We start from the raw sequence: 20,890 nt of genomic DNA, 5'->3' as shown, positions 1-20,890 counted from the left end.
TGGCCGTTACAGCTTGACGGCGGTGTCGGGGGGCCGGTGACGCAGGCCACAGGCAAACAGCCCCGGGCACTTAGCTCGGTCGATAAACGCGCACATTGGCATGCCCCTCACTGAGCAAATGGTGGGCATGCAGGCGACTCATCACGCCTTTGTCGCAATACAGCAGGTACTGGCGAGTAGGGTCCAGTTCCTTGAAACGTGCGTTCACTGCATAGAACGGCATCGTCTGTACCTCTATGCCGGCGAGTTCCAGCGGGTCATCCTCGGCGGCATCCGGGTGACGGATGTCGATCACGATCTGACCGGCCAGCGCTTCGCTGACTTCTTCAATCTGCAAATCCTGGCCCAATTCGTCGATCACCCGATCAATCGGCACCAGTTTGGCGTTGGCGAGCGCACGCTCGAGCACCGCCATGTCGAATTCTTTCTCTTCGTGCTCAACCCGGCCACGCTTGGCGGCGGTCTTCGGGTTGACCGAAATCACGCCGCAGTATTCCGGCATGTGCCGGGCGAAATCGGCGGTGCCGATCTCGTTGGCGGTATCGATGATGTCCTGCTTGTGCGCGACGATCAGCGGCCGCAGCACCAGCTTTTCAGTCACGCAGTCGATCACCGACAGGTTCGGCAGCGTCTGGCTCGACACCTGGGAGATCGCTTCACCGGTCACCAGCGCATCGATGTGCAGGCGTTCGGCGATCTCGGACGAGGCGCGCAACATCATACGCTTCAAAACCACGCCCATATGACTGTTATCGACTTTGCCGAGAATTTCGCCCAACACTTCCTCGAACGGCACACTGACAAATAGCACGCGTTGCGAGCTGCCGTACTTCTTCCAGATGAAGTGCGCGACTTCCATCACGCCCAATTCGTGGGCACGTCCGCCGAGATTGAAGAAGCAGAAATGCGCCATCAGGCCGCGGCGCATGATCTGGTAAGCCGCCACTGTCGAATCGAAGCCGCCGGACATCAACACCAGCGTCTGCTCCAGCGCACCGAGCGGGTAACCGCCGATGCCGTTGTGCTGGCTGTGAATCACGAACAACCGTTTGTCGCGAACTTCGATACGAACTTCGATTTCCGGCGCTTTCAGGTCGATTCCGGCTGCACCGCACTCACGACGCAGCTTGCTGCCGACGTATTTTTCGACGTCCATCGAGCTGAACGCATGCTTGCCCGCGCGCTTGCAGCGCACCGAGAAAATCTTCCCGGCCAGCGCATCGCCGTAGTGCTGTTTGCACTTTTCGGTGATGTCGTCGAAGTCGCCCAGCGGGTACTCGTCGATCTGCAGAAAGTGCGCGATGCCCGGCATGCAGGTCAGGCGCTCGCCCATCTCTTTCAAGGCTTTGGGGTCGGTGACGCGGGTTTCCAGCTCGAGATTGTCCCACACGCCGTTCACCACCACGGCCGGGTCCAGGTCACGGAGCACGGTGCGGATGTTCTTGGCCAACTGGCGGATGAATTTCGTCCGGACAGGTCGGCTTTTGATGGTGATCTCGGGGAAGACTTTTACGATAAGTTTCATGAAAACAGCGCGCGAACGGCCAGCCGAAAAAGGGGGGCGCGGATTATAGCGGAAATTGCTCAAGGTTTAACCAGTTAATGTGCAGAAGGTTTTGCGCGCACCAAAACAGGTCATTTCTGAATTCAAACGCAACATTACGGGGCGAGATTTGTCGATTCAGTAGCTCGCGCACCTTAATAAGCGTGAATTTGGGGCAAAAAACCCATGCTGGGGCACTGGCATGCAATTTGCTCCCTTGTGAGGCAGGTTGCCTTGGCAGAGTATTCGCGCCGGCATCACCATTATTAAGGGCATCCACTACCCGCCCTAATTCACCCGGAGGACACTATGTCGAAGTCGGTTCAACTCATCAAAGATCATGACGTCAAGTGGATTGATCTGCGCTTCACGGACACCAAAGGCACTCAGCACCACGTGACCATGCCGGCTCGCGATGCGCTGGATGACGACTTCTTCGAAGTCGGCAAGATGTTCGACGGTTCCTCCATCTCCGGCTGGAAAGGCATCGAAGCCTCCGACATGATCCTGATGCCGGTCGACGAAACGGCCGTACTCGATCCGTTCACCGAAGACCCAACCCTGATTCTGGTGTGCGACATCATCGAGCCTTCGAGCATGCAAGGCTACGACCGCGACCCACGTGCGATCGCCAAGCGCGCCGAAGAGCACCTGAAAGCCACCGGTATCGGTGACACAGTATTCGCCGGTCCAGAGCCAGAATTCTTCATCTTCGACTCGGTGAAATTCAAGTCGGACATCTCCGGCTCGATGTTCAAGATCTACTCCGAGCAAGGCTCGTGGATGTCCGACCAGGACATCGAAGGCGGCAACAAGGGTCACCGTCCAGGCGTGAAAGGCGGCTACTTCCCGGTTCCACCGTTCGACCACGACCACGAAATCCGTACCGCCATGTGCAACGCACTGGAAGAAATGGGTCAGTCGGTTGAAGTTCACCACCACGAAGTGGCAACTGCCGGCCAGAACGAAATCGGCGTCAAGTTCAACACCCTGGTGAAGAAAGCCGACGAAGTTCAAACCCTGAAATACGTTGTGCACAACGTGGCCGACGCTTACGGCCGCACCGCGACCTTCATGCCGAAGCCACTGTACGGCGACAACGGTTCGGGCATGCACGTACACATGTCGATCTGGAAAGACGGCAAGAACACCTTCGCAGGCGAAGGCTATGCCGGCCTGTCCGACACCGCTCTGTACTTCATCGGCGGGATCATCAAGCACGGTAAGGCCCTGAACGGCTTCACCAACCCGGCGACCAACTCCTACAAGCGTCTGGTACCAGGCTTCGAAGCTCCGGTAATGCTGGCCTACTCGGCGCGCAACCGTTCCGCGTCGATCCGCATTCCTTACGTGTCGAGCCCGAAAGCCCGCCGTATCGAAGCGCGCTTCCCGGATCCGGCCGCCAACCCGTACCTGGCTTTCGCAGCCCTGCTGATGGCCGGTCTGGACGGTATCCAGAACAAGATCCACCCAGGCGATGCCGCCGACAAGAACCTGTACGACCTGCCGCCTGAAGAGGCGAAAGAGATTCCACAGGTTTGCGGCAGCCTGAAAGAAGCCCTGGAAGAGCTGGACAAGGGCCGCGCGTTCCTGACCAAGGGCGGCGTGTTCTCCGACGACTTCATCGACGCCTACATCGCGCTGAAATCGGAAGAAGAAATCAAGGTTCGCACCTTCGTACACCCACTGGAATATGAGCTGTACTACAGCTGCTGATCCGGTAGCGCTGCGCAAAGCGGCGTGACAAAAGAGGCCTCCTTCGGGAGGCCTTTTTTCATTGCAGATCAAAAGCCCCCTCACCCTAACCCCCTCCCAGAGGGAGAAGGAACTGATCTTCATGCTCTTCAAAACCTGAGTTCACAGGGGAATTTCAGGTTGCTGTAACTCATGCAAACAACAAGGTCGGTTCCCTCTCCCTCTGGGAGAGGGTTAGGGTGAGGGCACTTTGGGAACTTGCACCGGGCTGGGCCAACCGCCTCACCTGTCCTATGCTGCTACCCACAGTTTCCAACCCCGGTCGATTTCATGGGTCGCACGTTTCTCTACATTCTGCTGCTGATCGCCCTGCCCGCCGCTGCGCAGATCTACAAGTACACCGACGCCAACGGCAACACCGCATACAGCAACCAGCCGCCGGACGGCGTGCAGGCGCAACCGGTCGACTTGCCGCCCCTCAATCGGGTCGAACCGCAAGCACCGACCGCTCCGCAAGCACCCAGTCCCGATGAGCGCCAGCCTCCGCGCAACGCCTACGAAATACTCGAGCTCGCCGGCCTGCCCACTGACGAGGCCCTGCGCGCCAACAATGGCACCTTCACGGTCAACGTATTGATCAAACCGCGCCTGCAACCGCCGCATCAACTGAGACTGGTGCTGGACGATCAACCCTATGGCCAGCCGAGCAACGTGCCGGTTCTGCAACTGGTCAACATCGATCGCGGCGAACATCGCCTGGCCGTGCAAGTGATCGACGGCCAAAGCGTCGTTCAACAGAGCCCGCCAGCCGTCTTCACCGTGCAACGCGTGCACACGCCATGATCCGCGCAGGACTGATACTCATCCTGGCGCTGATGGCGCTGCCCGCCTCGGCCGAGGTCTTTACCTATGTCGACGCACAGGGCAACCGCGTCTACACCGACCAGCCCCGGGCGAATGCCAAGCGTGTACCCATCGCAACCAGCAATCGCATGGCCGTCCCTGCCAGCACCGCCGCGCCGATCACCACGGCGAAAAAATCCGCCGAACCACCGCCCTTTCATTACGACATGCTGCGCATTCTGATTCCGGAGCCCGACGCTACTCTGCGCAGCAGCGCCGGCGAGCTGATCGTCAGCGTCACCAGCGAGCCCGGCCTGCAAAGCGGCCATCGTTATCGCCTGCTGCTCGATGGCAAGGCCACGGGCGAGCCCGGCGTCAGTCCGGTATTTGCCCTGAGTAATATCGATCGCGGCAGCCACAGCCTTTCAATCGAGATTCTCGACGCCGCCGGGCGTACCGTGGAGCGCACCGCCAATCAGCCGTTTCACATGCTGCGCATTTCCCTGGCGCAGAAACGCCAGATCAAACCCTGCGTGGCCGACGACTACGGCGCCCGCCCGGAATGCCCGCTCAAGGACAAACCTGAAGAACCAAAAAATCCGTTTTTGCGCTTCTTTTAACGCCCATCCGCAATGCGCACTCTATTGGTGCACTAAACTGCATCCTGCCCACCACTCAACCCATTTTGGTTCGAAACTTCCCGTTTGAGCTGGCTTCGTGCCATACAAACGCGCGTCAAACGCCTGTTTCAGGGCTTAAACGCTTCTTTTCGGAGCCTTGGTTTGGTTTTTGCATTTTCCTGTTATCAGCGCTTTGTTCTCGCGCACGCCTTGCTCCAAAAGGGGTCCAGATGACCATAAGCGACGCTATCCACCGTTTGCTGCTCGACAACCTGACCACGGCGACCATCCTGCTCGACGCAGAACTGCGCCTGGAGTACATGAACCCGGCGGCGGAGATGCTGCTGGCCGTCAGCGGTCAACGCAGTCACGGCCAGTTCATCAGCGAGCTGTTCACCGAATCCCCTGAGGCGCTCAACTCCCTGCGCCAAGCGGTCGAGCAAGCGCACCCGTTCACCAAGCGTGAAGCGATGCTCACCGCCCTCACCGGCCAGACTTTGACCGTGGATTACGCGGTGACGCCGATCCTCAGCAACGGCGCGACTCTGCTTTTGCTTGAAGTGCACCCGCGTGATCGCCTGTTGCGCATCACCAAGGAAGAGGCGCAGCTGTCCAAGCAGGAAACCAGCAAGATGCTGGTGCGCGGCCTCGCCCACGAGATCAAGAATCCCCTCGGCGGCATCCGCGGTGCCGCGCAGTTGCTGGCCCGCGAGCTGCCGGAAGAAAGCCTGCGCGACTACACCAACGTGATCATTGAAGAGGCCGACCGCCTGCGCAATCTGGTCGACCGCATGCTCGGCTCGAACAAACTGCCCTCGCTGGCGATGTGCAACGTTCATGAAGTCCTCGAACGCGTCTGCCAATTGGTCGAAGCCGAGAGCCAGGGCTGCATCACTCTGGTGCGCGACTACGATCCGAGCATTCCCGACGTGTTGATCGACCGCGAACAAATGATCCAGGCGGTATTGAACATCGTGCGCAACGCGATGCAGGCGATCAGCAGCCAGAACGAACTGCGCCTTGGCCGCATCAGCCTGCGCACCCGCGCCATGCGCCAGTTCACCATCGGCCATATCCGCCATCGTCTGGTGACCAAGATCGAGATAATCGACAACGGTCCGGGCATCCCGGCGGAACTGCAGGAAACCATTTTCTTTCCGATGGTCAGCGGTCGCCCGGACGGTACCGGGCTAGGCCTGGCCATTACCCAGAACATCATCAGTCAGCACCAGGGCCTGATCGAGTGTGAGAGCCATCCAGGCCACACCACGTTCTCGATCTTCCTGCCACTGGAACAAGGAGCCACATCGACATGAGCCGTAGTGAAACCGTGTGGATCGTCGATGACGACCGTTCTATCCGTTGGGTTCTGGAAAAGGCCTTGCAGCAGGAAGGCATGACCACCCAGAGCTTCGACAGCGCCGATGGCGTGATGAGTCGTCTGGCCCGGCAGCAGCCGGACGTGATCATTTCCGATATCCGCATGCCGGGTGCCAGTGGCCTGGATCTGCTGGCGCGGATTCGCGAACAGCACCCACGGCTGCCGGTCATCATCATGACCGCTCATTCCGATCTGGACAGCGCTGTCGCCTCCTATCAGGGCGGCGCTTTCGAGTACTTGCCCAAGCCGTTCGACGTCGATGAAGCGGTGTCGCTGGTCAAGCGTGCCAATCAACATGCGCAGGAGCAGCAAGGCCTGGAAGTTGTGCCGGCGCTGACCCGCACTCCGGAAATCATCGGCGAAGCGCCGGCGATGCAAGAAGTGTTTCGCGCCATCGGTCGCTTGAGCCACTCCAACATCACCGTGCTGATCAACGGCGAATCCGGTACCGGTAAAGAACTGGTTGCCCACGCCCTGCACCGCCACAGCCCGCGTGCGGCTTCTCCGTTCATCGCGTTGAACATGGCGGCGATTCCCAAGGATCTGATGGAATCGGAGCTGTTCGGTCACGAGAAAGGCGCATTCACCGGCGCCGCAAACCTGCGGCGCGGTCGCTTCGAGCAGGCCGACGGCGGCACGCTGTTCCTTGATGAAATCGGCGACATGCCGGCGGATACCCAGACCCGCCTGTTGCGTGTCCTGGCCGATGGCGAGTTCTATCGCGTTGGCGGGCATGTGCCGGTCAAAGTCGATGTACGCATCATCGCCGCCACCCACCAGAATCTGGAAACCCTGGTTCACGCCGGCAAATTCCGTGAGGACTTGTTCCACCGCCTCAACGTGATCCGTATCCACATCCCGCGCCTGTCGGATCGTCGTGAAGACATCCCGACGCTGGCCCGGCACTTCCTCAGCCGTGCCGCGCAGGAATTGGCAGTCGAGCCGAAGCTGCTGAAAAGCGAGACCGAGGAATACCTGAAGAACCTGCCGTGGCCGGGCAACGTGCGTCAACTGGAGAACACCTGCCGCTGGATTACCGTCATGGCCTCCGGCCGTGAAGTGCACATCAGCGACTTGCCGCCAGAGCTGCTCAACCTGCCGCAGGACTCGGCGCCCGTGACTAACTGGGAACAGGCCCTGCGCCAGTGGGCCGATCAGGCCTTGGCCCGTGGCCAGTCGAGCCTGCTCGACAGCGCGGTGCCGGCGTTTGAGCGGATCATGATCGAGACGGCGCTCAAGCACACCGCCGGGCGCCGGCGTGATGCGGCGGTTTTGCTGGGCTGGGGACGTAATACCTTGACGCGCAAGATCAAGGAACTGGGGATGAAGGTTGATGGTGGGGATGATGATGAGGGCGAGGAAGGGTAATCGGCCTTCGGTAGAACAGTTTATTTGTGGTCATCCGTAATCAAGTGTGGGAGCGAGCTTGCTCGCGAAAGCGTCAGGTCATTGAGCGGCTCAGTGACTGAACCGACGCCATCGCGAGCAAGCTCGCTCCCACATTGGCTTCTCCGTGCACCGCATCAATGCACGACGACCTGCGATCGCGCACAGCGGCATTGTCACCGCGACAGCTGAAAGCGCTGGAAAATCCGATCTTTGAATAACTGAAAGCCCCGAATTCCGGGGCTTTCGCATCTCGCAGGCGCTTTTTGTTTCAGCAAATGAAAACCTGGCACGCCCCCTGCAATACCTCTGACAGGTGATTCGTTTCACCACCCGTTTCGGGGACCTTGGTACAGGCAGGCCGGGGATTCCCCTCTTTACACCGGGCTCACGGCACAAAGCGGCGAGCCCACCCTTTTGGGATCCTTGGTACAGGCAGGCCGGGGGTTCCCTCTTTACACCGGACCGCCGCCAACAGCGAAGTCCATCCTTTTGGGAACCCTGATACAGGCAGGTCAGGGATTCCCGCTTTTACACCGCCAGCCGAGGTGTTCAGCCCGGCGCTAATCAAGCTTCGGACGTTTGGGCAAATGATGCAGAGGCGGATTTTGCCGCCCCGAGTCATATTCCCGGATCTCGGCTTCCAGCCTGTCCAGCATTTTTCCTGGGCTGGTTTCATGGAGCAAAATGTCGTCGAGCCGTGCCTGCTCGCCAGCGCCGCGCCCGCGGTAGATTTTCAGGAACCACCAGACGCGCCGTTGCGTTAGCGGATGCTCGACATGAAATTCGGGTGTACGACTCAATCTCCGGATCGCGTCCAGCAGGCCGGGCCGAGAACCGAAGGTGTCCCAGAGCTCCAATTTTTCAGTTAATTCTTTCCCCGGCGGGACATTGCGCAGCCACAGATTTGCCGAGCGATCATTACTTTCAACTCCCAGCCAGATATCGGTGCCTGTTTTGATACGTGCATGTATCAGCCGGCGGAGCGAAGCCGGATCCGTTATTGGATTGCCGATGAGATTGAAGCCGGCTCTGAGTTCAACGGATTCAGGAATCGACGTAATGCGGTTGTTCGCCAGGTTCAACACTTTCGCGGGAATCTCGCTGGTGATGCCCTCCGGGAAACTGTCTAACCTTGCATTGGAAAGATCCAGCTCCTGCAGTGCAGCCATTGCTTTGAGTGAAGGTGCGACCGAAAGCGCATTGTCACCAAGTCTCAATACTTCCAGTCTTGACCGCGCGTTATCTGCACCAAGCCCGCCAGGGAGACGGTTTATTCCGGTTCCTGTCAGATCCAGCACACGCAATTCGGTCATCCGGGTAATGTCAGGCGCCACCAGCAAAGAATTATTCTTATGCAGGTCAAGCACCTGTAAGCGCGAAGGACTGGGCAACCCGGCCACCACGCCAGCAAGATCTGCCATGCCATATGTGTTCCCAAGCCTCAACACTTGCAATTGCGTCATGCCGCTCACCGAAAACCGTGCGGGAAAGTTGCAATCCTGCAGGCTCAGCACTCGTAAACGGGACAGGCCGTTCAATAGCGTCGCAAAGCGCGAATTTATCTCGAGTCGTGATTGAAGTATCTGAAACTGATAACGCCCAGCAGCGTTGTTCCAGGCATGTAGCCCGGTGGCAAACTGCGCGCTTGTTACCGTCAGGCTTTCAATGTTGGGAAACTGCGCAAAAAACACCTCAGGATTCAGCCGCGCATTTCCTCTTAAAGAAAGCTCGACGACTGCTTTGAATTTCAATGAATGCAGCCTCTCGACTGGCCATAGCATGAGATTCATATCCAGCTTGTACCCCGACAGCTGCCCATCACGATAGACCCGCAGATCAGGCTGACCTTGCCACTTGTACAACTGGCGTAACGTGCTCCACATGTCAATCGCCGCCTGTTTTTCACTCCCCCAGGCCTCGCGAGACTGAAAGTGCGGGAACCAGACGTTTTCGCTGCCCAATTGCCCAAGCCCAAGCTGAATCCGCTTGAGCTCAAGATCCGCTACGTCCTTGTCATCGAACCGGGCGATAAACTCATCCGCGTGTTGATCGCTCATGTCCGGAAGATAACTTCGGACCTGCGCTCGGGTGGCTGGCTCAACGACCGTACGCGGGTACCAAAAACCGCTAGCGGCATCACGCAGCATTACCGGGCCTGGAAGCAGATCGCTTGGCCGCCGGGCTCGATGCAGTCCCGTCTCCGGATCCACGGCGACAAGCACAAATTCGCCATCGGCCACTTCAGCGTAGGTGCGCTTCTTGAATACCGTTAAACCTTCACTGTTGACTTCTGGAAGAATTGCCCGGGCATTGATTACGTAATCGTCCAGCGCCGGTCCAGGCGCAAGCAAACGCGTTTCAACAGGGGCCGCGTGAATAATGACCGCCGGGGTCGTGCCAGCGGCATCTGCGTCAACAGCGCTGGACGAACCCGGGCGCGGCCGCAGGTCATCGAGGGAGAGTCCTGAACCAAAATCTCTACGGCCCGATGGGCCGGGGAGCGGTGTGCCCACCTCGGCCGGTCGGGTCGGGCTGGTCGATGCATCCACTTTCACGGGGGTGCTGCCACCGGTAGGTGGTTTTACTGGCATGTTGTTCATCCTTGAAAAGGTCACCCCTGGCAGTCGAGCAAGGGGCGAAGGCTTTCGGCATCCTGCCGGTTTGAAGAGGATCGCACGATAGCGTGTGCAAGCATTTCAAGGAGAGTGGAAAACCAGACAGGCGCAGTGGGAAACGACGTCAGGAAGCGTAGGGGTCTCGAGGAGGACGGCAGGATCTCAATCAGTTCGTTTGCAAACGAATCTCCAGCCGCCAGCGGTCATCGGCCTCACTGCCGAGCCAATTGCCCTGCAGCGGCCGCGCTGCCAGTACCGTCAACAATAACCCACCGTCACTTTTACGAACGCGCCAGCTGACGTCCTTGCCATTGAGCTTGAGCTGGCCTTTCTGCGCCGGACCTTCGGCCTGAAACAACAACGCCACCGTGCCATCGATGATCTCACCGTGCAGCTTCGGCTCGTTGTTGAACCAAACCACCAAACCGCTATCGGTCACTTCTACCTGCTGCAACACGCTCGGATCCGGCGTCGTCAGGCGGCCGATCATCAACCCGATCATCAACCCGACAATCGCCAGCGAACCGATGACTCGCGGGAATAGTTTCGAACGGTTGTCCACAGGCGGCGTAGAATGCCGCTCATCTTTACCTTCGGAGCCGTGCATGTTTCACGTCATCCTTTTTCAACCAGAAATTCCGCCGAATACCGGCAACGTTATCAGGCTGTGCGCCAACAGCGGCTGCCACCTGCATTTGATCGAACCGCTGGGCTTCGAGATGGACGACAAGCGCTTGCGCCGCGCCGGTCTCGACTACCACGAATATGCCACGCTGCAACGTCATGCAGACCTGGCCAGTTGCCTGGAAAGCCTGGGCAACCCGCGATTGTTCGCGTTTACCACCAAGGGTTCGCGGCCTTTCCATGATGCCGCATTCGTGCCCGGCGATGCGTTTCTGTTCGGCCCGGAAAGTCGTGGGCTGCCGGCGGATGTGCTCGACGCCCTGCCTGCCGACCAGCGCCTGCGCCTGCCGATGCGCGAAGGCTGCCGCAGCCTGAACCTGTCCAACACCGTGGCGGTCGCCGTGTACGAAGCGTGGCGCCAGAACGATTTCAAGTAACGCCATAAAACAAATGTGGGAGCGAGCCTGCTCGCGATTACGGCGTGTCAGGCAACATTGATGTGTCTGACAGACCGCTTTCGCGAGCAGGCTCGCTCCCACATGGGGTGTCGCTGAACCGTCTTACTGAACGGTCGGCGTCTCGCCGCTTTCCTGCATGCGCTGCAGCTCTTGCGCGTACAGAGCATCGAAGTTGACCGGGGCCAGCATCAGCGCCGGGAACGAACCACGGGTGACCAGGCTGTCCAGGGTTTCGCGGGCGTACGGGAACAGGATGTTCGGGCAGAACGCACCGAGGGTGTGGCTCATCGAAGCCGCGTCGAGGTTCTTGATCAGGAAAATACCGGCCTGCTGCACTTCAGCAATGAACGCTACTTCTTCACCGTTCTTCACGGTCACCGACAGGGTCAGCACCACTTCGTAGAAGTCGCCTTCCAGTGCTTTCTGACGCGTGTTGAGGTCCAGACCGACCGCCGGATCCCACTGCTGGCGAAAGATTGCCGGGCTTTTCGGGGCTTCGAAGGACAGGTCGCGTACGTAGATGCGCTGCAAGGAGAATTGCGGTGCGGTTTCTTCTTCGCTGGCTGCAGTGTTCTGTTGGTCAGTCATCTCAGATCCTTATCGATCTTGGGTCTTTTAGGGAGTGCTGTACGTGGGTGCAGCCGTTCAGGCCTTGAGCAGCGCGTCGAGTTTGCCGGCGCGCTCCAAAGCATACAAATCATCACAACCGCCGATGTGCTTTGCGCCGATCCAGATCTGCGGCACGGACGTGCGCCCGGCTTTCTGGGTCATTTCGGCACGCAGCTGCGGCTTGCCATCGACCTTGATCTCTTCGAAGGCCACACCTTTGCTGGCGAGCAGATGCTTGGCGCGCGAGCAGTAAGGGCAGTAGTCGCTGGAGTAGACGATGACTTTGTTCATGTCATTTCACCAGCGGCAGGTTGTCGCCCTTCCAGCTGGAAATCCCGCCGGACAGTTTGGCGGCAGTGAAGCCGGATTTCATCAGCTCGCGGGCGTGGGTGCCGGCGGTCTGACCGAGGGCATCGACCAGAATGATGGTCTTGGCCTTGTGCTTTTCCAGCTCGCCGACGCGGGCCGCCAGTTTGTCTTGAGGGATGTTCACCGCGCCAACGATGTGGCCAGCGGCATAATCCTTGGCCGGACGGATGTCCACCACCACGCCTGCATCTTTATTGACCAGTGCGGTCAGCTCGCCGGTGCTCAGGCTTTTACCGCCGCCCTGCATCGTGTGTGCCAGCAACAGAGCCAGCAGTACGACGAAGATACCGACAAGAATGTAGTGGTTAGTGGCAAATTCAATCAGGTGAGCAACCATCGAAGGAGGTTCCAGGGCGTTAAAATGTCGGCCAGTATACACAGCCACTATGGTCGGCCAAACCCCGTCCGGCGGTGACGCGGTCGGAACTTCGCTTTAAACTCCAACTCCGTTTTCCATCGCCCTCTTCTTTATCAGCCACGAGTGGATTCCATGACGACTACGCCCAAACCTTTGGTCCTGATGATTCTCGACGGCTTCGGTCACAGCGACAGCCCCGAATCCAATGCCGTGTTCGCGGCGAAGAAACCTGTGCTGGATCGTCTGTGGGCTACGGTGCCGAACGGCTTGATCTCGGGCAGCGGCATGGACGTCGGTCTGCCGGACGGGCAGATGGGCAACTCCGAAGTCGGCCACATGAACCTCGGCGCCGGGCGCGTGGTGTATCAGGACTTCACCCGTGTGACCAAAGCGATCCGCGACGGCGAGTTCTTCGAGAACCCGACTATCTGCGCCGCTGTGGATAAAGCCGTGGCCGCCGGTAAAGCCGTGCACTTCATGGGCCTGCTGTCCGATGGCGGCGTGCACAGCCACCAGGACCATCTGATCGCCATGGCCGAACTGGCCTTCAAGCGCGGCGCGGAAAAAATCTACCTGCACGCCTTCCTTGATGGTCGTGACACACCGCCAAAAAGCGCTGCTTCGTCGATCGAACTGCTCGACGCGACTTTCCAGGCACTCGGCAAGGGCCGTATCGCCAGCATCATCGGCCGCTACTTCGCCATGGACCGTGACAACCGTTGGGACCGTGTCGCTCAGGCCTACAACCTGATCGTCGACGGCAACGGCGAATTCAACGCCGCCACCGCTCAGGAAGGCCTCGAAGCCGCCTATGCCCGTGGCGAAAGCGACGAATTCGTCAAAGCCACTTCCATCGGCGAGCCGGTGAAGGTCGAAGACGGCGATGCCGTGGTGTTCATGAACTTCCGTGCCGACCGCGCCCGCGAGCTGACCCGGGTGTTCGTCGAAGACGATTTCAAGGAATTCGAGCGCGCCCGTCAGCCGAAGCTGGCCGGTTTCGTCATGCTGACCCAGTACGCTGCCAGCATTCCGGCACCATCGGCCTTCGCCGCCGGCAGCCTGGAAAACGTTCTCGGCGATTACCTGGCGAAAAACGGCAAGACCCAACTGCGCATCGCCGAAACCGAGAAATACGCCCACGTGACCTTCTTCTTCTCCGGCGGTCGCGAAGAACCGTTCCCGGGCGAAGAGCGCATCCTGATCCCGTCGCCGAAAGTCGCTACTTACGATTTGCAGCCGGAAATGAGCGCGCCTGAAGTCACCGACCGCATCGTCGACGCTATCGAAAATCAGCGTTACGACGTGATTATCGTCAACTACGCCAACGGCGACATGGTCGGCCACAGCGGTGTGTTCGACGCCGCGGTGAAAGCGGTCGAGTGCCTGGACACCTGCGTCGGTCGCATCGTTGAAGCGCTGGAAAAAGTCGGCGGCGAAGCCTTGATCACTGCCGACCACGGCAACGTCGAAAAAATGGCCGATGAAGAAACCCACCAAGCGCACACCGCGCATACCACCGAGCCGGTGCCGTTCATTTATGTCGGCAAACGCAACCTGAAGGTGCGCGAAGGCGGCGTGCTGGCGGACGTGGCACCGACCATGCTGATGCTGCTGGGTCTGGAAAAACCGGCGGAGATGACCGGGACTTCGATCCTGGTCTGACCGGAATCCAGAAAACACCGCAAAACCCTGTAGGAGTGAGCCTGCTCGCGATAGCCATCTGACAGTCAACTCCTCTATTGAATGTGAGTACGTCATCGCGAGCAGGCTCACTCCTACACAGGTTTGCGGTGTTTTTCTGTCCAGTTATCACACAGCCCCAATTGGGCGTTTTTTTTGCAGCCTCGGGCGGGCATACTAGGCCGTCCCTTACCCTGGTGCCGCCCGCCCCTATGCTTCGCGTCCTGATCGCCCTTGCTCTGACCTGTCTGCTCCAGCCGGCCTTCGCCGACGAGCGCGCGCAAACCCAACAGCAGTTGGACGCCACGCGTCAGGATATTGCCGAGTTGAAGAAGCTCCTGGGCAAGCTGCAGGAAGAAAAGTCCGGCGTGCAGAAGGAGCTCAAGGGCACTGAGACCGAGATGGGCAAGCTGCAGAAACAGGTCGACGCGCTGCAGAAAGAACTGCAGAAAAGCGAATCCGAGCTGCAGCGGCTCGATGCAGAGAAAAAAAAACTCCAGAGCGCGCGCACTGAACAGCAGCGACTGATCGCCATTCAGGCCCGAGCGGCCTATCAGAACGGTCGCCAGGAATACCTCAAGCTGCTGCTCAACCAGCAAAATCCCGAGAAATTCGCCCGCACCCTCACCTATTACGACTACCTGAGCCAGGCACGCCTGGAGCAGTTGAAGAACTTCAACGAAACCCTGCGCCAACTGGCCAATGTCGAAAAAGACATCGGTCTGCAGCAGGCTCAGTTGCTGGTACAGAAAAGCGACCTCGACACCCAGCGCGAAGCGCTCGAGAAAGTCCGCAAGGAGCGTCAGCAGGTTCTCGCCAGACTCAATGACGACGTCAAGGCCCGCGACCAGAAACTGGCCGCCCGCGAGCAGGATCAGGCAGACCTGTCTAAAGTCCTTAAAACCATTGAAGAAACCCTGGCCCGTCAGGCTCGTGAGGCAGAAGAAGCGCGGCAGAAAGCGCTGATCGCCCAGCAGGAAGCGGAAAAAAAGCGTTTGCGTGAGGCGCAGGCTGAAAACAGCGACGCCCCACGAAAACCCGTCAGATCAAGCCCCGGCGCGCTGGTATCGAGCAGCGGCGAAACGTTTGGCGGGCCTTTTGGCGCAACCCGGGGAAAACTTCCGTGGCCGGTTGATGGTCGATTACTCGCACGCTTCGGTGAAAGCCGCGGCGACGATGCCCGCACCAAGTGGGATGGCGTGATGATCAGCGCCTCCGCCGGCAGCCAGGTGCATGCCGTACATGGTGGGCGCGTGGTGTTTGCCGACTGGCTGCGCGGCGCCGGGTTGCTGGTGATCCTCGATCACGGCAACGGTTTTCTGAGTCTTTACGGTCACAACCAGACGCTGCTCAAGTCGGCGGGTGATGTGGTCAAGGCTGGCGAGTCGATTTCCACTGTCGGTAACAGTGGCGGTCAGGACACGCCAGCGCTGTATTTCGCAATTCGTCAGCAGGGTCACCCGAGTGATCCGGCGCAATGGTGTCGTGCGCAAGGATAAGCACGTTACCTAATTCAGGAGTTCGTTCGACATGCTGCATTTGTCCCGCCTTACCTCGCTGGCCCTGACGATCGCCCTGGTGATCGGCGCGCCTCTGGCGTTCGCCGCGCAACCGGCCCCGACCGTCGCTCCGGCAGGCACTGCCGCGACCGCCAAGGCGCCGTTGCCGCTGGAAGAGTTGCGCACCTTCGCCGAGGTCATGGACCGGATCAAAGCCGCGTACGTCGAACCTGTGGACGACAAGACCCTGTTGGAAAACGCGATCAAGGGCATGCTCAGCAACCTCGATCCGCACTCAGCCTACCTTGGCCCGGAAGACTTCACCGAACTGCAGGAAAGCACCAGCGGTGAGTTCGGCGGCCTGGGCATCGAAGTCGGTGCTGAAGACGGCTTCATCAAGGTCGTCTCGCCAATCGATGACACCCCGGCATCCAAGGCCGGCATTCAGGCCGGTGACTTCATCGTCAAGATCAACGGCCAGCCAACCCGCGGCCAGACCATGACCGAAGCCGTCGACAAGATGCGCGGCAAGATCGGCCAGAAGATCACCCTGACTCTGGTTCGCGACGGCGGCACGCCATTCGACGTGACCCTGGCGCGTGCGGTGATTCAGGTGAAGAGCGTCAAGGCGCAGCTGCTGGAATCGGGCTACGGCTACATCCGCATTACCCAGTTCCAGGTCAAGACCGGCGAAGAAGTCTCCAAGGCGCTGGCCAAGCTGCGCAAGGACAACGGCAAGAAGCTCAACGGCATCATTCTCGACCTGCGCAACAACCCGGGCGGCGTGCTGCAATCGGCGGTTGAAGTGGTCGACCATTTCATCACCAAGGGCCTGATCGTCTACACCAAGGGGCGCATCGCCAATTCCGAGCTGCGCTTCTCCGCCACCGGCAAGGATGAAAGCGAAGCGGTACCGATGGTGGTGCTGATCAACGGTGGCAGCGCCTCGGCTTCGGAAATCGTCGCCGGCGCCCTGCAGGACCAGAAACGCGCCGTGGTCATGGGCACCACCAGCTTCGGCAAGGGCTCGGTGCAAACCGTTCTGCCGCTGAACAATGATCGCGCGCTGAAGATCACCACCGCGCTGTACTTCACGCCCAATGGCCGCTCAATTCAGGCCCAGGGCATCGTCCCGGACATTGAAGTGCGCCGCGCGAAGATCACCAACGAAGCCGACAGCGAGTACTTCAAGGAAGCGGACCTGCAAGGTCACCTGGGCAACGGCAACGGCGGCGCCGACAAGCCGAGTGGTTCGGCTGGCAAGGCCAAAGCGATGCCGCAGGATGACGATTACCAGTTGGCCCAGGCCCTGAGCCTGCTCAAAGGCCTGAGCATCACCTCCGGCCGTTGAGGATGTTGCTGCGTTCACTCTGCATTCTGTTGTGCTGTCTGGCGGGTTTTGCGCAAGCAGAGCCCGCCAGCTCCTCGCCGCACAAAGCCTACCTGACGCTGATCATCGACGACCTGGGGCAGAACCTGCCTCGGGATCGTCGCGTGCTCGCCCTGCCCGGTCCGGTCACAGCGGCGATCATGCCCGATACCCCGCACGCCACCGAGTTTGCGCGCGAAGCCCATCGCGCCGGGAAGATCGTCATTCTGCACATGCCGATGGACCCGGCCACCGGCCCCTACGCCTGGCACCCCGAACTGCCCATCGAAGAACTGCAGAAACGTCTGAATGCCGCGTTCGAAAAAGTCCCGTTCACCGCCGGCATCAATAACCACATGGGCAGCCGCATGACCGCGCAACCGGTGGCGATGGCGTGGTTGATGGGTGAGTTGCAGCGTCGTCACAAATTCTTCGTTGACAGCCGCACCAGCGCTCAAACGGTCGCTGCGCAGCAGGCGCAGAAGATCGATCTGGCCAGCGTTTCCCGAGATGTGTTTCTCGATGACGAGCGCACTGAAGCGGCAATTGCCACCCAGCTACAGACCGCGATCGCCTTGGCGCACAAACAGGGTTCGGCGGTGATGATCGGCCATCCGTACCCGCAGACCCTGGCGGTACTCGAGCGCGAGTTGCCCAAGCTCAAAGCGCAGGGCATCGACTGGATCGATATCCGGCAGATGATTAGCGTACGCAGCAACCGCGCCATGGCCGGCCATGGCAAGGACGGCGTCTACCGGTAAAACCCTGTGACGCTGGCACATACATAGTTACCACCCGATAACCGTCCCCGTCTCCGATAGTGCGACCTGCAACAGGTCGCGACGCCCTTGCGTCGCCTTACAACTATCAGGAATTGCAATGCCTACTCATGAGACTGCCGCTTTGCCAACCGCGCAAATGCAACCCATCCGAAACGACAACTTGCTGATCAGCTTCACGACGGAGTTTCTGCGCATCTGGGACACCGTTGGCTCCCGAGTGAAACCGGCGGCCTTCTGGCGGCCCACGCCACCAGCCGATGTGCTGCCGGGTTATTTCCCGTTGGGCGACGTGGCGATTGATGACCATGACAACATTAATGACAGACATGCGGTGGCCGTGGTTTGCGAAGCGGCGACACCCAGTGCAGACCCCGCAAAAGGCAGCGCGTTGCGCCGGCCTGACGACTACGAACTGATCTGGCAAGACACAGGTTCAGGTTCGAAAAAGGACGGGGCGATCTGGCGACCCATTCCTCCGCAAGGGTACGTAGCGCTCGGTTCGGTTTGCTCCGACGGTCACGGAAAGCCTTCCTTGAATGCTGTCCGTTGCGTCCGTGCCGACCTCTTGATTGCTTCTGGCCTCAACGTACCGGTGTGGACAGACAAGGGCAGTGGGGCCCGACAAAGCATCAGCACATGGAGTGCCATTCCGCCTTCGGCGCCTGCGGATGAAATCCATCTGGCGCCAGGCACCTTCGTCGGCGTCAACGGTTATTCCAAACCCGCCAATTTCAACCTTTATTCCCTGCGTATCCCGATTGTGATTGACGTCAATGCGCGCCCCGCCGCGCCAGTCCTTGTCGATGTAACACCAGCCACCCTGCAGGCGCCCGAGCAACCTGCTTACAGCGCTCGACTGCCATGGTTCATCGTAAAAGACCCACAGCTCACCCGACGCCAACAGTTCAATCAGTCACCTGAGTATCTGCTTCAGCGCACGGATCACTATCAGCTCGTTGGCCATTGCCACAACACGGAAAACAACAACAAGACTGTGCGCTGGGTCGCACCCCGCCTGCAGCAAAACAACCGACTGCGCCTGTTCAGCAATGCCACTTTGATCGAGTTCGGCGCACAGTGGCAAAGCAACCTGTCGCAACCCTTTCTGTTTTCGGCGCGGTTGAACAATGACTTTACCCACTGTGAAACACACTCGAACGAATGGCTCAACCCGGCACCCATCGATGTCGCGGCTATCGTCGCCGGCAACAGCTCGATGGCGGTGTATCTGACTCAAAGTGACTATAAGCTGCTTCGCGCGGACGGCACACAGATCGGCAGCGTCGTCAGCTACACCGATGGCAGGAACCTGCACTTCAGCGTGTACACACCACCGCAACCGAACGCGACAGACCTGCCTGCTGAGGCCACGCACATGCAAAGCGCGACAGTCGATCACGAAGCGGATAACGAAGTCGCAGCGTTGCCGGCAAGCACAGAGTTGCCAGTGGTTACAGATAGCGTCCCATGATCTCGTCGACAACCCCGTCCTTGCGCATCTGATCAAGCGCAGCCTGCAACCTGGCAACGACTGTATCCGGCACATCCTTGTTTAGCGCCAGGTACAACTCGGCGCTGTTGAAGCGCAGCACAGTCTTCAGGCCAGTCACGCCATCCTGCCGGGCCAGATAACGGCCGGCAGGATCACCGGTGGCCCACAGATCGATCTGGCCGTTGAGCAGTTTCTTCGCATTGTCCTGATCGCGCAGCACCACCACCGGCTTGAGGCCTTGCTTGGTCAGCGTCTCGGCAATCGCGTCGCCCTTGTAGGCACCGATCTTGTATTTGCGTGCATCGTTGAGGGTTTCAAGGGTGATCTTGCTGTCAGCCTTGGCCAGCAGGATCCAGTCATCGGGACCGATCGGTCCGACCCATTTGAACAGTCTTTCGCGATCGGGCAGGCGCGCCATGACGAAGGCCCCATAACCGGGATTTTCCAGCGCGAGTTTGTAGACACGCTCCCAAGGGAAACGCAGGGTCAGACTGTATGTGAGGCCCGCGCGCTGGAACATCTCGCGGACGATGTCGGTGGCAATGCCGTTGATGTTTTCGCCTTGAGCGAAATTCTTGCCGTTCTTCGCCATGTTGTACGGCGGGAAGTTTTCGGTGAGCAGCACCAGATCGGTGTCGGGACTGTTTTGCGCCCGGGCATTGCTGATGAACAACAATGAGGCGCTGGCGAGAACAACAAGCAGGCGTTTGATCATGTCGGGCTACCGGAATCCATGGCGTGCCCAAGAGTGCCTTGGGCGCGCCATGCTGTCCACTGGCCTGTACGCTTTAGCGCATGACGATGCCGCGATGCGCCATGTAGGCCTTGGCTTCCTGCACGGTGTATTCGCCGAAGTGGAAAATACTCGCTGCCAGCACCGCGCTGGCGTGCCCTTCGAGGATGCCATCGGCCAGATGCTGCAGGTTGCCGACACCGCCGGAAGCGATCACCGGAATGCCCAGCGCATCGCTGATGGCGCGGGTAACGCCGAGATCGAAGCCGTTTTTCATGCCGTCCTGATCCATGCTGGTCAGGAGGATTTCGCCGGCACCGAGGCCTTCCATTTTCTTCGCCCACTCGACTGCATCGAGGCCGGTCGGCTTGCGCCCGCCGTGGGTGAAGATCTCCCAGCGCGGGGTTTCGCCCGGGCCGGAGACTTTCTTGGCGTCGATGGCGACGACGATGCACTGCGAGCCGAAATGCTGCGCGGCTTCACCGACGAATTCCGGGTTGAACACGGCAGCGGTATTGATCGACACCTTGTCCGCGCCGGCATTGAGCAGGTTGCGGATGTCCTGCACGGTGCGCACGCCACCGCCGACGGTCAGCGGAATGAACACCTGGCTGGCCATGCGCTCGACGGTATGCAGCGTGGTGTCGCGGCCATCGACGCTGGCGGTGATGTCGAGAAAGGTAATTTCGTCGGCACCCTGCTCGTCGTAGCGACGGGCGATTTCCACCGGGTCACCGGCGTCACGGATGTTCTCGAACTTCACACCTTTGACGACCCGGCCGTTGTCCACGTCCAGGCAAGGGATGATGCGTTTGGCCAGCGCCATGGTCA

Annotated in this window: 19 protein-coding genes; 11 read left to right on the top strand and 8 right to left on the bottom strand. The window is 59.6% G+C overall.

What is annotated here, in order from left to right; all coding sequences use genetic code 11:
* Positions 1 to 70: 70 nt before the first annotated feature.
* Positions 71 to 1,525: a tRNA uracil 4-sulfurtransferase ThiI gene (thiI, locus tag BLU71_RS23710; protein WP_083354006.1), complete on the bottom strand. Its 1,455-nt coding sequence runs from the start codon at positions 1,523 to 1,525 to the stop codon at positions 71 to 73.
* A 327-nt stretch (positions 1,526 to 1,852) separates the two neighbouring features.
* Here thiI and glnA point away from each other — a divergent pair, with 327 nt between their 5' ends.
* The 5 genes from glnA to ntrC all read left to right on the top strand — a co-directional run bounded on the left by glnA (position 1,853) and on the right by ntrC (position 7,450).
* A complete protein-coding gene (gene glnA, locus BLU71_RS23700) occupies positions 1,853 to 3,259 on the top strand; it encodes a type I glutamate--ammonia ligase (protein ID WP_016772104.1) in 1,407 nt (468 codons plus the stop codon).
* A 309-nt stretch (positions 3,260 to 3,568) separates the two neighbouring features.
* Positions 3,569 to 4,081 (top strand): DUF4124 domain-containing protein, encoded by a 513-nt coding sequence (locus BLU71_RS23695; RefSeq protein ID WP_083354004.1) that lies wholly within the window; start codon positions 3,569 to 3,571, stop codon positions 4,079 to 4,081.
* Positions 4,078 to 4,701: a DUF4124 domain-containing protein gene (locus tag BLU71_RS23690; protein WP_042608649.1), complete on the top strand. Its 624-nt coding sequence runs from the start codon at positions 4,078 to 4,080 to the stop codon at positions 4,699 to 4,701. The genes BLU71_RS23695 and BLU71_RS23690 overlap by 4 nt, the downstream gene beginning before the upstream one ends.
* A 230-nt stretch (positions 4,702 to 4,931) precedes the next feature.
* Complete coding sequence (gene glnL, locus BLU71_RS23685) at positions 4,932 to 6,017, top strand: nitrogen regulation protein NR(II) (RefSeq protein WP_039756599.1); 1,086 nt, start codon at positions 4,932 to 4,934, stop codon at positions 6,015 to 6,017.
* Complete coding sequence (gene ntrC, locus BLU71_RS23680) at positions 6,014 to 7,450, top strand: nitrogen regulation protein NR(I) (protein WP_016772108.1); 1,437 nt, start codon at positions 6,014 to 6,016, stop codon at positions 7,448 to 7,450. The genes glnL and ntrC overlap by 4 nt, the downstream gene beginning before the upstream one ends.
* A gap of 581 nt (positions 7,451 to 8,031) precedes the next feature.
* Here ntrC and BLU71_RS23675 read toward each other — a convergent pair.
* A complete protein-coding gene (locus BLU71_RS23675) occupies positions 8,032 to 10,062 on the bottom strand; it encodes a leucine-rich repeat domain-containing protein (protein ID WP_231982438.1) in 2,031 nt (676 codons plus the stop codon).
* Positions 10,063 to 10,252: 190 nt separating this feature from the next.
* Complete coding sequence (locus BLU71_RS23670; protein ID WP_083354003.1) at positions 10,253 to 10,693, bottom strand: hypothetical protein; 441 nt, start codon at positions 10,691 to 10,693, stop codon at positions 10,253 to 10,255.
* Between BLU71_RS23670 and trmL the strand changes: the two genes are divergently transcribed.
* Positions 10,692 to 11,147, top strand: a complete 456-nt coding sequence (gene trmL, locus BLU71_RS23665; protein ID WP_065615411.1) for a tRNA (uridine(34)/cytosine(34)/5-carboxymethylaminomethyluridine(34)-2'-O)-methyltransferase TrmL — start codon at positions 10,692 to 10,694, stop codon at positions 11,145 to 11,147. The genes BLU71_RS23670 and trmL overlap by 2 nt on opposite strands.
* 123 nt (positions 11,148 to 11,270) lie before the next feature.
* Here the strand turns inward: trmL and secB are convergent, their stop codons facing one another.
* From secB to BLU71_RS23650, 3 genes are read right to left on the bottom strand one after another with little or no spacing between them, the layout of a single operon-like run.
* Positions 11,271 to 11,756, bottom strand: coding sequence for a protein-export chaperone SecB (gene secB, locus BLU71_RS23660; protein WP_016772114.1), 486 nt, complete (start codon positions 11,754 to 11,756; stop codon positions 11,271 to 11,273).
* A 57-nt stretch (positions 11,757 to 11,813) separates the two neighbouring features.
* Positions 11,814 to 12,068 carry a glutaredoxin 3 gene (grxC, locus tag BLU71_RS23655; protein ID WP_042608645.1) on the bottom strand — a complete coding sequence of 85 codons (255 nt, stop codon included), beginning with the start codon at positions 12,066 to 12,068 and terminating at the stop codon, positions 11,814 to 11,816.
* A gap of 1 nt (position 12,069) precedes the next feature.
* The gene (locus tag BLU71_RS23650) at positions 12,070 to 12,483 is read right to left on the bottom strand and encodes a rhodanese-like domain-containing protein (RefSeq protein WP_016772116.1); all 414 of its coding nucleotides are present in this window, start codon (positions 12,481 to 12,483) and stop codon (positions 12,070 to 12,072) included.
* 153 nt (positions 12,484 to 12,636) lie between these two features.
* On the opposite strand from BLU71_RS23650, the gene gpmI reads away from it, so the two are divergent.
* From gpmI to BLU71_RS23625, 5 genes are all read left to right on the top strand, one after another.
* Positions 12,637 to 14,166 (top strand): 2,3-bisphosphoglycerate-independent phosphoglycerate mutase, encoded by a 1,530-nt coding sequence (gpmI, locus tag BLU71_RS23645; protein ID WP_083354002.1) that lies wholly within the window; start codon positions 12,637 to 12,639, stop codon positions 14,164 to 14,166.
* A 230-nt stretch (positions 14,167 to 14,396) separates the two neighbouring features.
* Positions 14,397 to 15,683: a murein hydrolase activator EnvC family protein gene (locus BLU71_RS23640; RefSeq protein WP_083354001.1), complete on the top strand. Its 1,287-nt coding sequence runs from the start codon at positions 14,397 to 14,399 to the stop codon at positions 15,681 to 15,683.
* 31 nt (positions 15,684 to 15,714) lie between these two features.
* On the top strand, positions 15,715 to 17,034 hold the full coding sequence (locus BLU71_RS23635; RefSeq protein ID WP_042608642.1) for a S41 family peptidase: 1,320 nt from the start codon (positions 15,715 to 15,717) through the stop codon (positions 17,032 to 17,034).
* Between the two features lie 2 nt (positions 17,035 to 17,036).
* A complete protein-coding gene (locus BLU71_RS23630; RefSeq protein WP_042608641.1) occupies positions 17,037 to 17,813 on the top strand; it encodes a divergent polysaccharide deacetylase family protein in 777 nt (258 codons plus the stop codon).
* Between the two features lie 118 nt (positions 17,814 to 17,931).
* Entirely contained in the window at positions 17,932 to 19,305 is a 1,374-nt protein-coding gene (locus tag BLU71_RS23625; protein ID WP_083354000.1) for a Vps62-related protein, read from the top strand.
* On the opposite strand, the gene BLU71_RS23620 is transcribed toward BLU71_RS23625, so the two are convergent.
* Both BLU71_RS23620 and hisF read right to left on the bottom strand, forming a co-directional pair.
* Positions 19,286 to 20,041 carry a substrate-binding periplasmic protein gene (locus BLU71_RS23620; RefSeq protein ID WP_042608639.1) on the bottom strand — a complete coding sequence of 252 codons (756 nt, stop codon included), beginning with the start codon at positions 20,039 to 20,041 and terminating at the stop codon, positions 19,286 to 19,288. The two genes, BLU71_RS23625 and BLU71_RS23620, sit on opposite strands and share 20 nt — an antisense overlap.
* A 73-nt stretch (positions 20,042 to 20,114) precedes the next feature.
* Entirely contained in the window at positions 20,115 to 20,885 is a 771-nt protein-coding gene (hisF, locus tag BLU71_RS23615; RefSeq protein WP_007897430.1) for an imidazole glycerol phosphate synthase subunit HisF, read from the bottom strand.
* Positions 20,886 to 20,890 lie beyond the last annotated feature (5 nt).

The organism is Pseudomonas moraviensis, from assembly GCF_900105805.1.
GTDB lineage: Bacteria > Pseudomonadota > Gammaproteobacteria > Pseudomonadales > Pseudomonadaceae > Aquipseudomonas > Aquipseudomonas moraviensis_A.
Note: the sequence above shows the minus strand (reverse complement) of the source record. Positions and strands in the feature narration are given on the sequence as shown.

What these genes read in the sequence shown, in the direction of transcription:
- BLU71_RS23630 (WP_042608641.1), top strand. Translation starts at nt 17,037, where the DNA reads ATGTTGCTGCGTTCACTCTGCATTCTGTTGTGCTGTCTGGCGGGTTTT.
- BLU71_RS23675 (WP_231982438.1), bottom strand. Translation starts at nt 10,062, where the DNA reads ATGCCAGTAAAACCACCTACCGGTGGCAGCACCCCCGTGAAAGTGGAT.
- BLU71_RS23695 (WP_083354004.1), top strand. Translation starts at nt 3,569, where the DNA reads ATGGGTCGCACGTTTCTCTACATTCTGCTGCTGATCGCCCTGCCCGCC.
- BLU71_RS23690 (WP_042608649.1), top strand. Translation starts at nt 4,078, where the DNA reads ATGATCCGCGCAGGACTGATACTCATCCTGGCGCTGATGGCGCTGCCC.
- BLU71_RS23670 (WP_083354003.1), bottom strand. Translation starts at nt 10,693, where the DNA reads ATGCACGGCTCCGAAGGTAAAGATGAGCGGCATTCTACGCCGCCTGTG.
- glnL (WP_039756599.1), top strand. Translation starts at nt 4,932, where the DNA reads ATGACCATAAGCGACGCTATCCACCGTTTGCTGCTCGACAACCTGACC.
- glnA (WP_016772104.1), top strand. Translation starts at nt 1,853, where the DNA reads ATGTCGAAGTCGGTTCAACTCATCAAAGATCATGACGTCAAGTGGATT.
- hisF (WP_007897430.1), bottom strand. Translation starts at nt 20,885, where the DNA reads ATGGCGCTGGCCAAACGCATCATCCCTTGCCTGGACGTGGACAACGGC.
- gpmI (WP_083354002.1), top strand. Translation starts at nt 12,637, where the DNA reads ATGACGACTACGCCCAAACCTTTGGTCCTGATGATTCTCGACGGCTTC.
- BLU71_RS23635 (WP_042608642.1), top strand. Translation starts at nt 15,715, where the DNA reads ATGCTGCATTTGTCCCGCCTTACCTCGCTGGCCCTGACGATCGCCCTG.
- BLU71_RS23620 (WP_042608639.1), bottom strand. Translation starts at nt 20,041, where the DNA reads ATGATCAAACGCCTGCTTGTTGTTCTCGCCAGCGCCTCATTGTTGTTC.
- BLU71_RS23640 (WP_083354001.1), top strand. Translation starts at nt 14,397, where the DNA reads ATGCTTCGCGTCCTGATCGCCCTTGCTCTGACCTGTCTGCTCCAGCCG.
- secB (WP_016772114.1), bottom strand. Translation starts at nt 11,756, where the DNA reads ATGACTGACCAACAGAACACTGCAGCCAGCGAAGAAGAAACCGCACCG.
- BLU71_RS23650 (WP_016772116.1), bottom strand. Translation starts at nt 12,483, where the DNA reads ATGGTTGCTCACCTGATTGAATTTGCCACTAACCACTACATTCTTGTC.
- ntrC (WP_016772108.1), top strand. Translation starts at nt 6,014, where the DNA reads ATGAGCCGTAGTGAAACCGTGTGGATCGTCGATGACGACCGTTCTATC.
- grxC (WP_042608645.1), bottom strand. Translation starts at nt 12,068, where the DNA reads ATGAACAAAGTCATCGTCTACTCCAGCGACTACTGCCCTTACTGCTCG.
- trmL (WP_065615411.1), top strand. Translation starts at nt 10,692, where the DNA reads ATGTTTCACGTCATCCTTTTTCAACCAGAAATTCCGCCGAATACCGGC.
- thiI (WP_083354006.1), bottom strand. Translation starts at nt 1,525, where the DNA reads ATGAAACTTATCGTAAAAGTCTTCCCCGAGATCACCATCAAAAGCCGA.
- BLU71_RS23625 (WP_083354000.1), top strand. Translation starts at nt 17,932, where the DNA reads ATGCCTACTCATGAGACTGCCGCTTTGCCAACCGCGCAAATGCAACCC.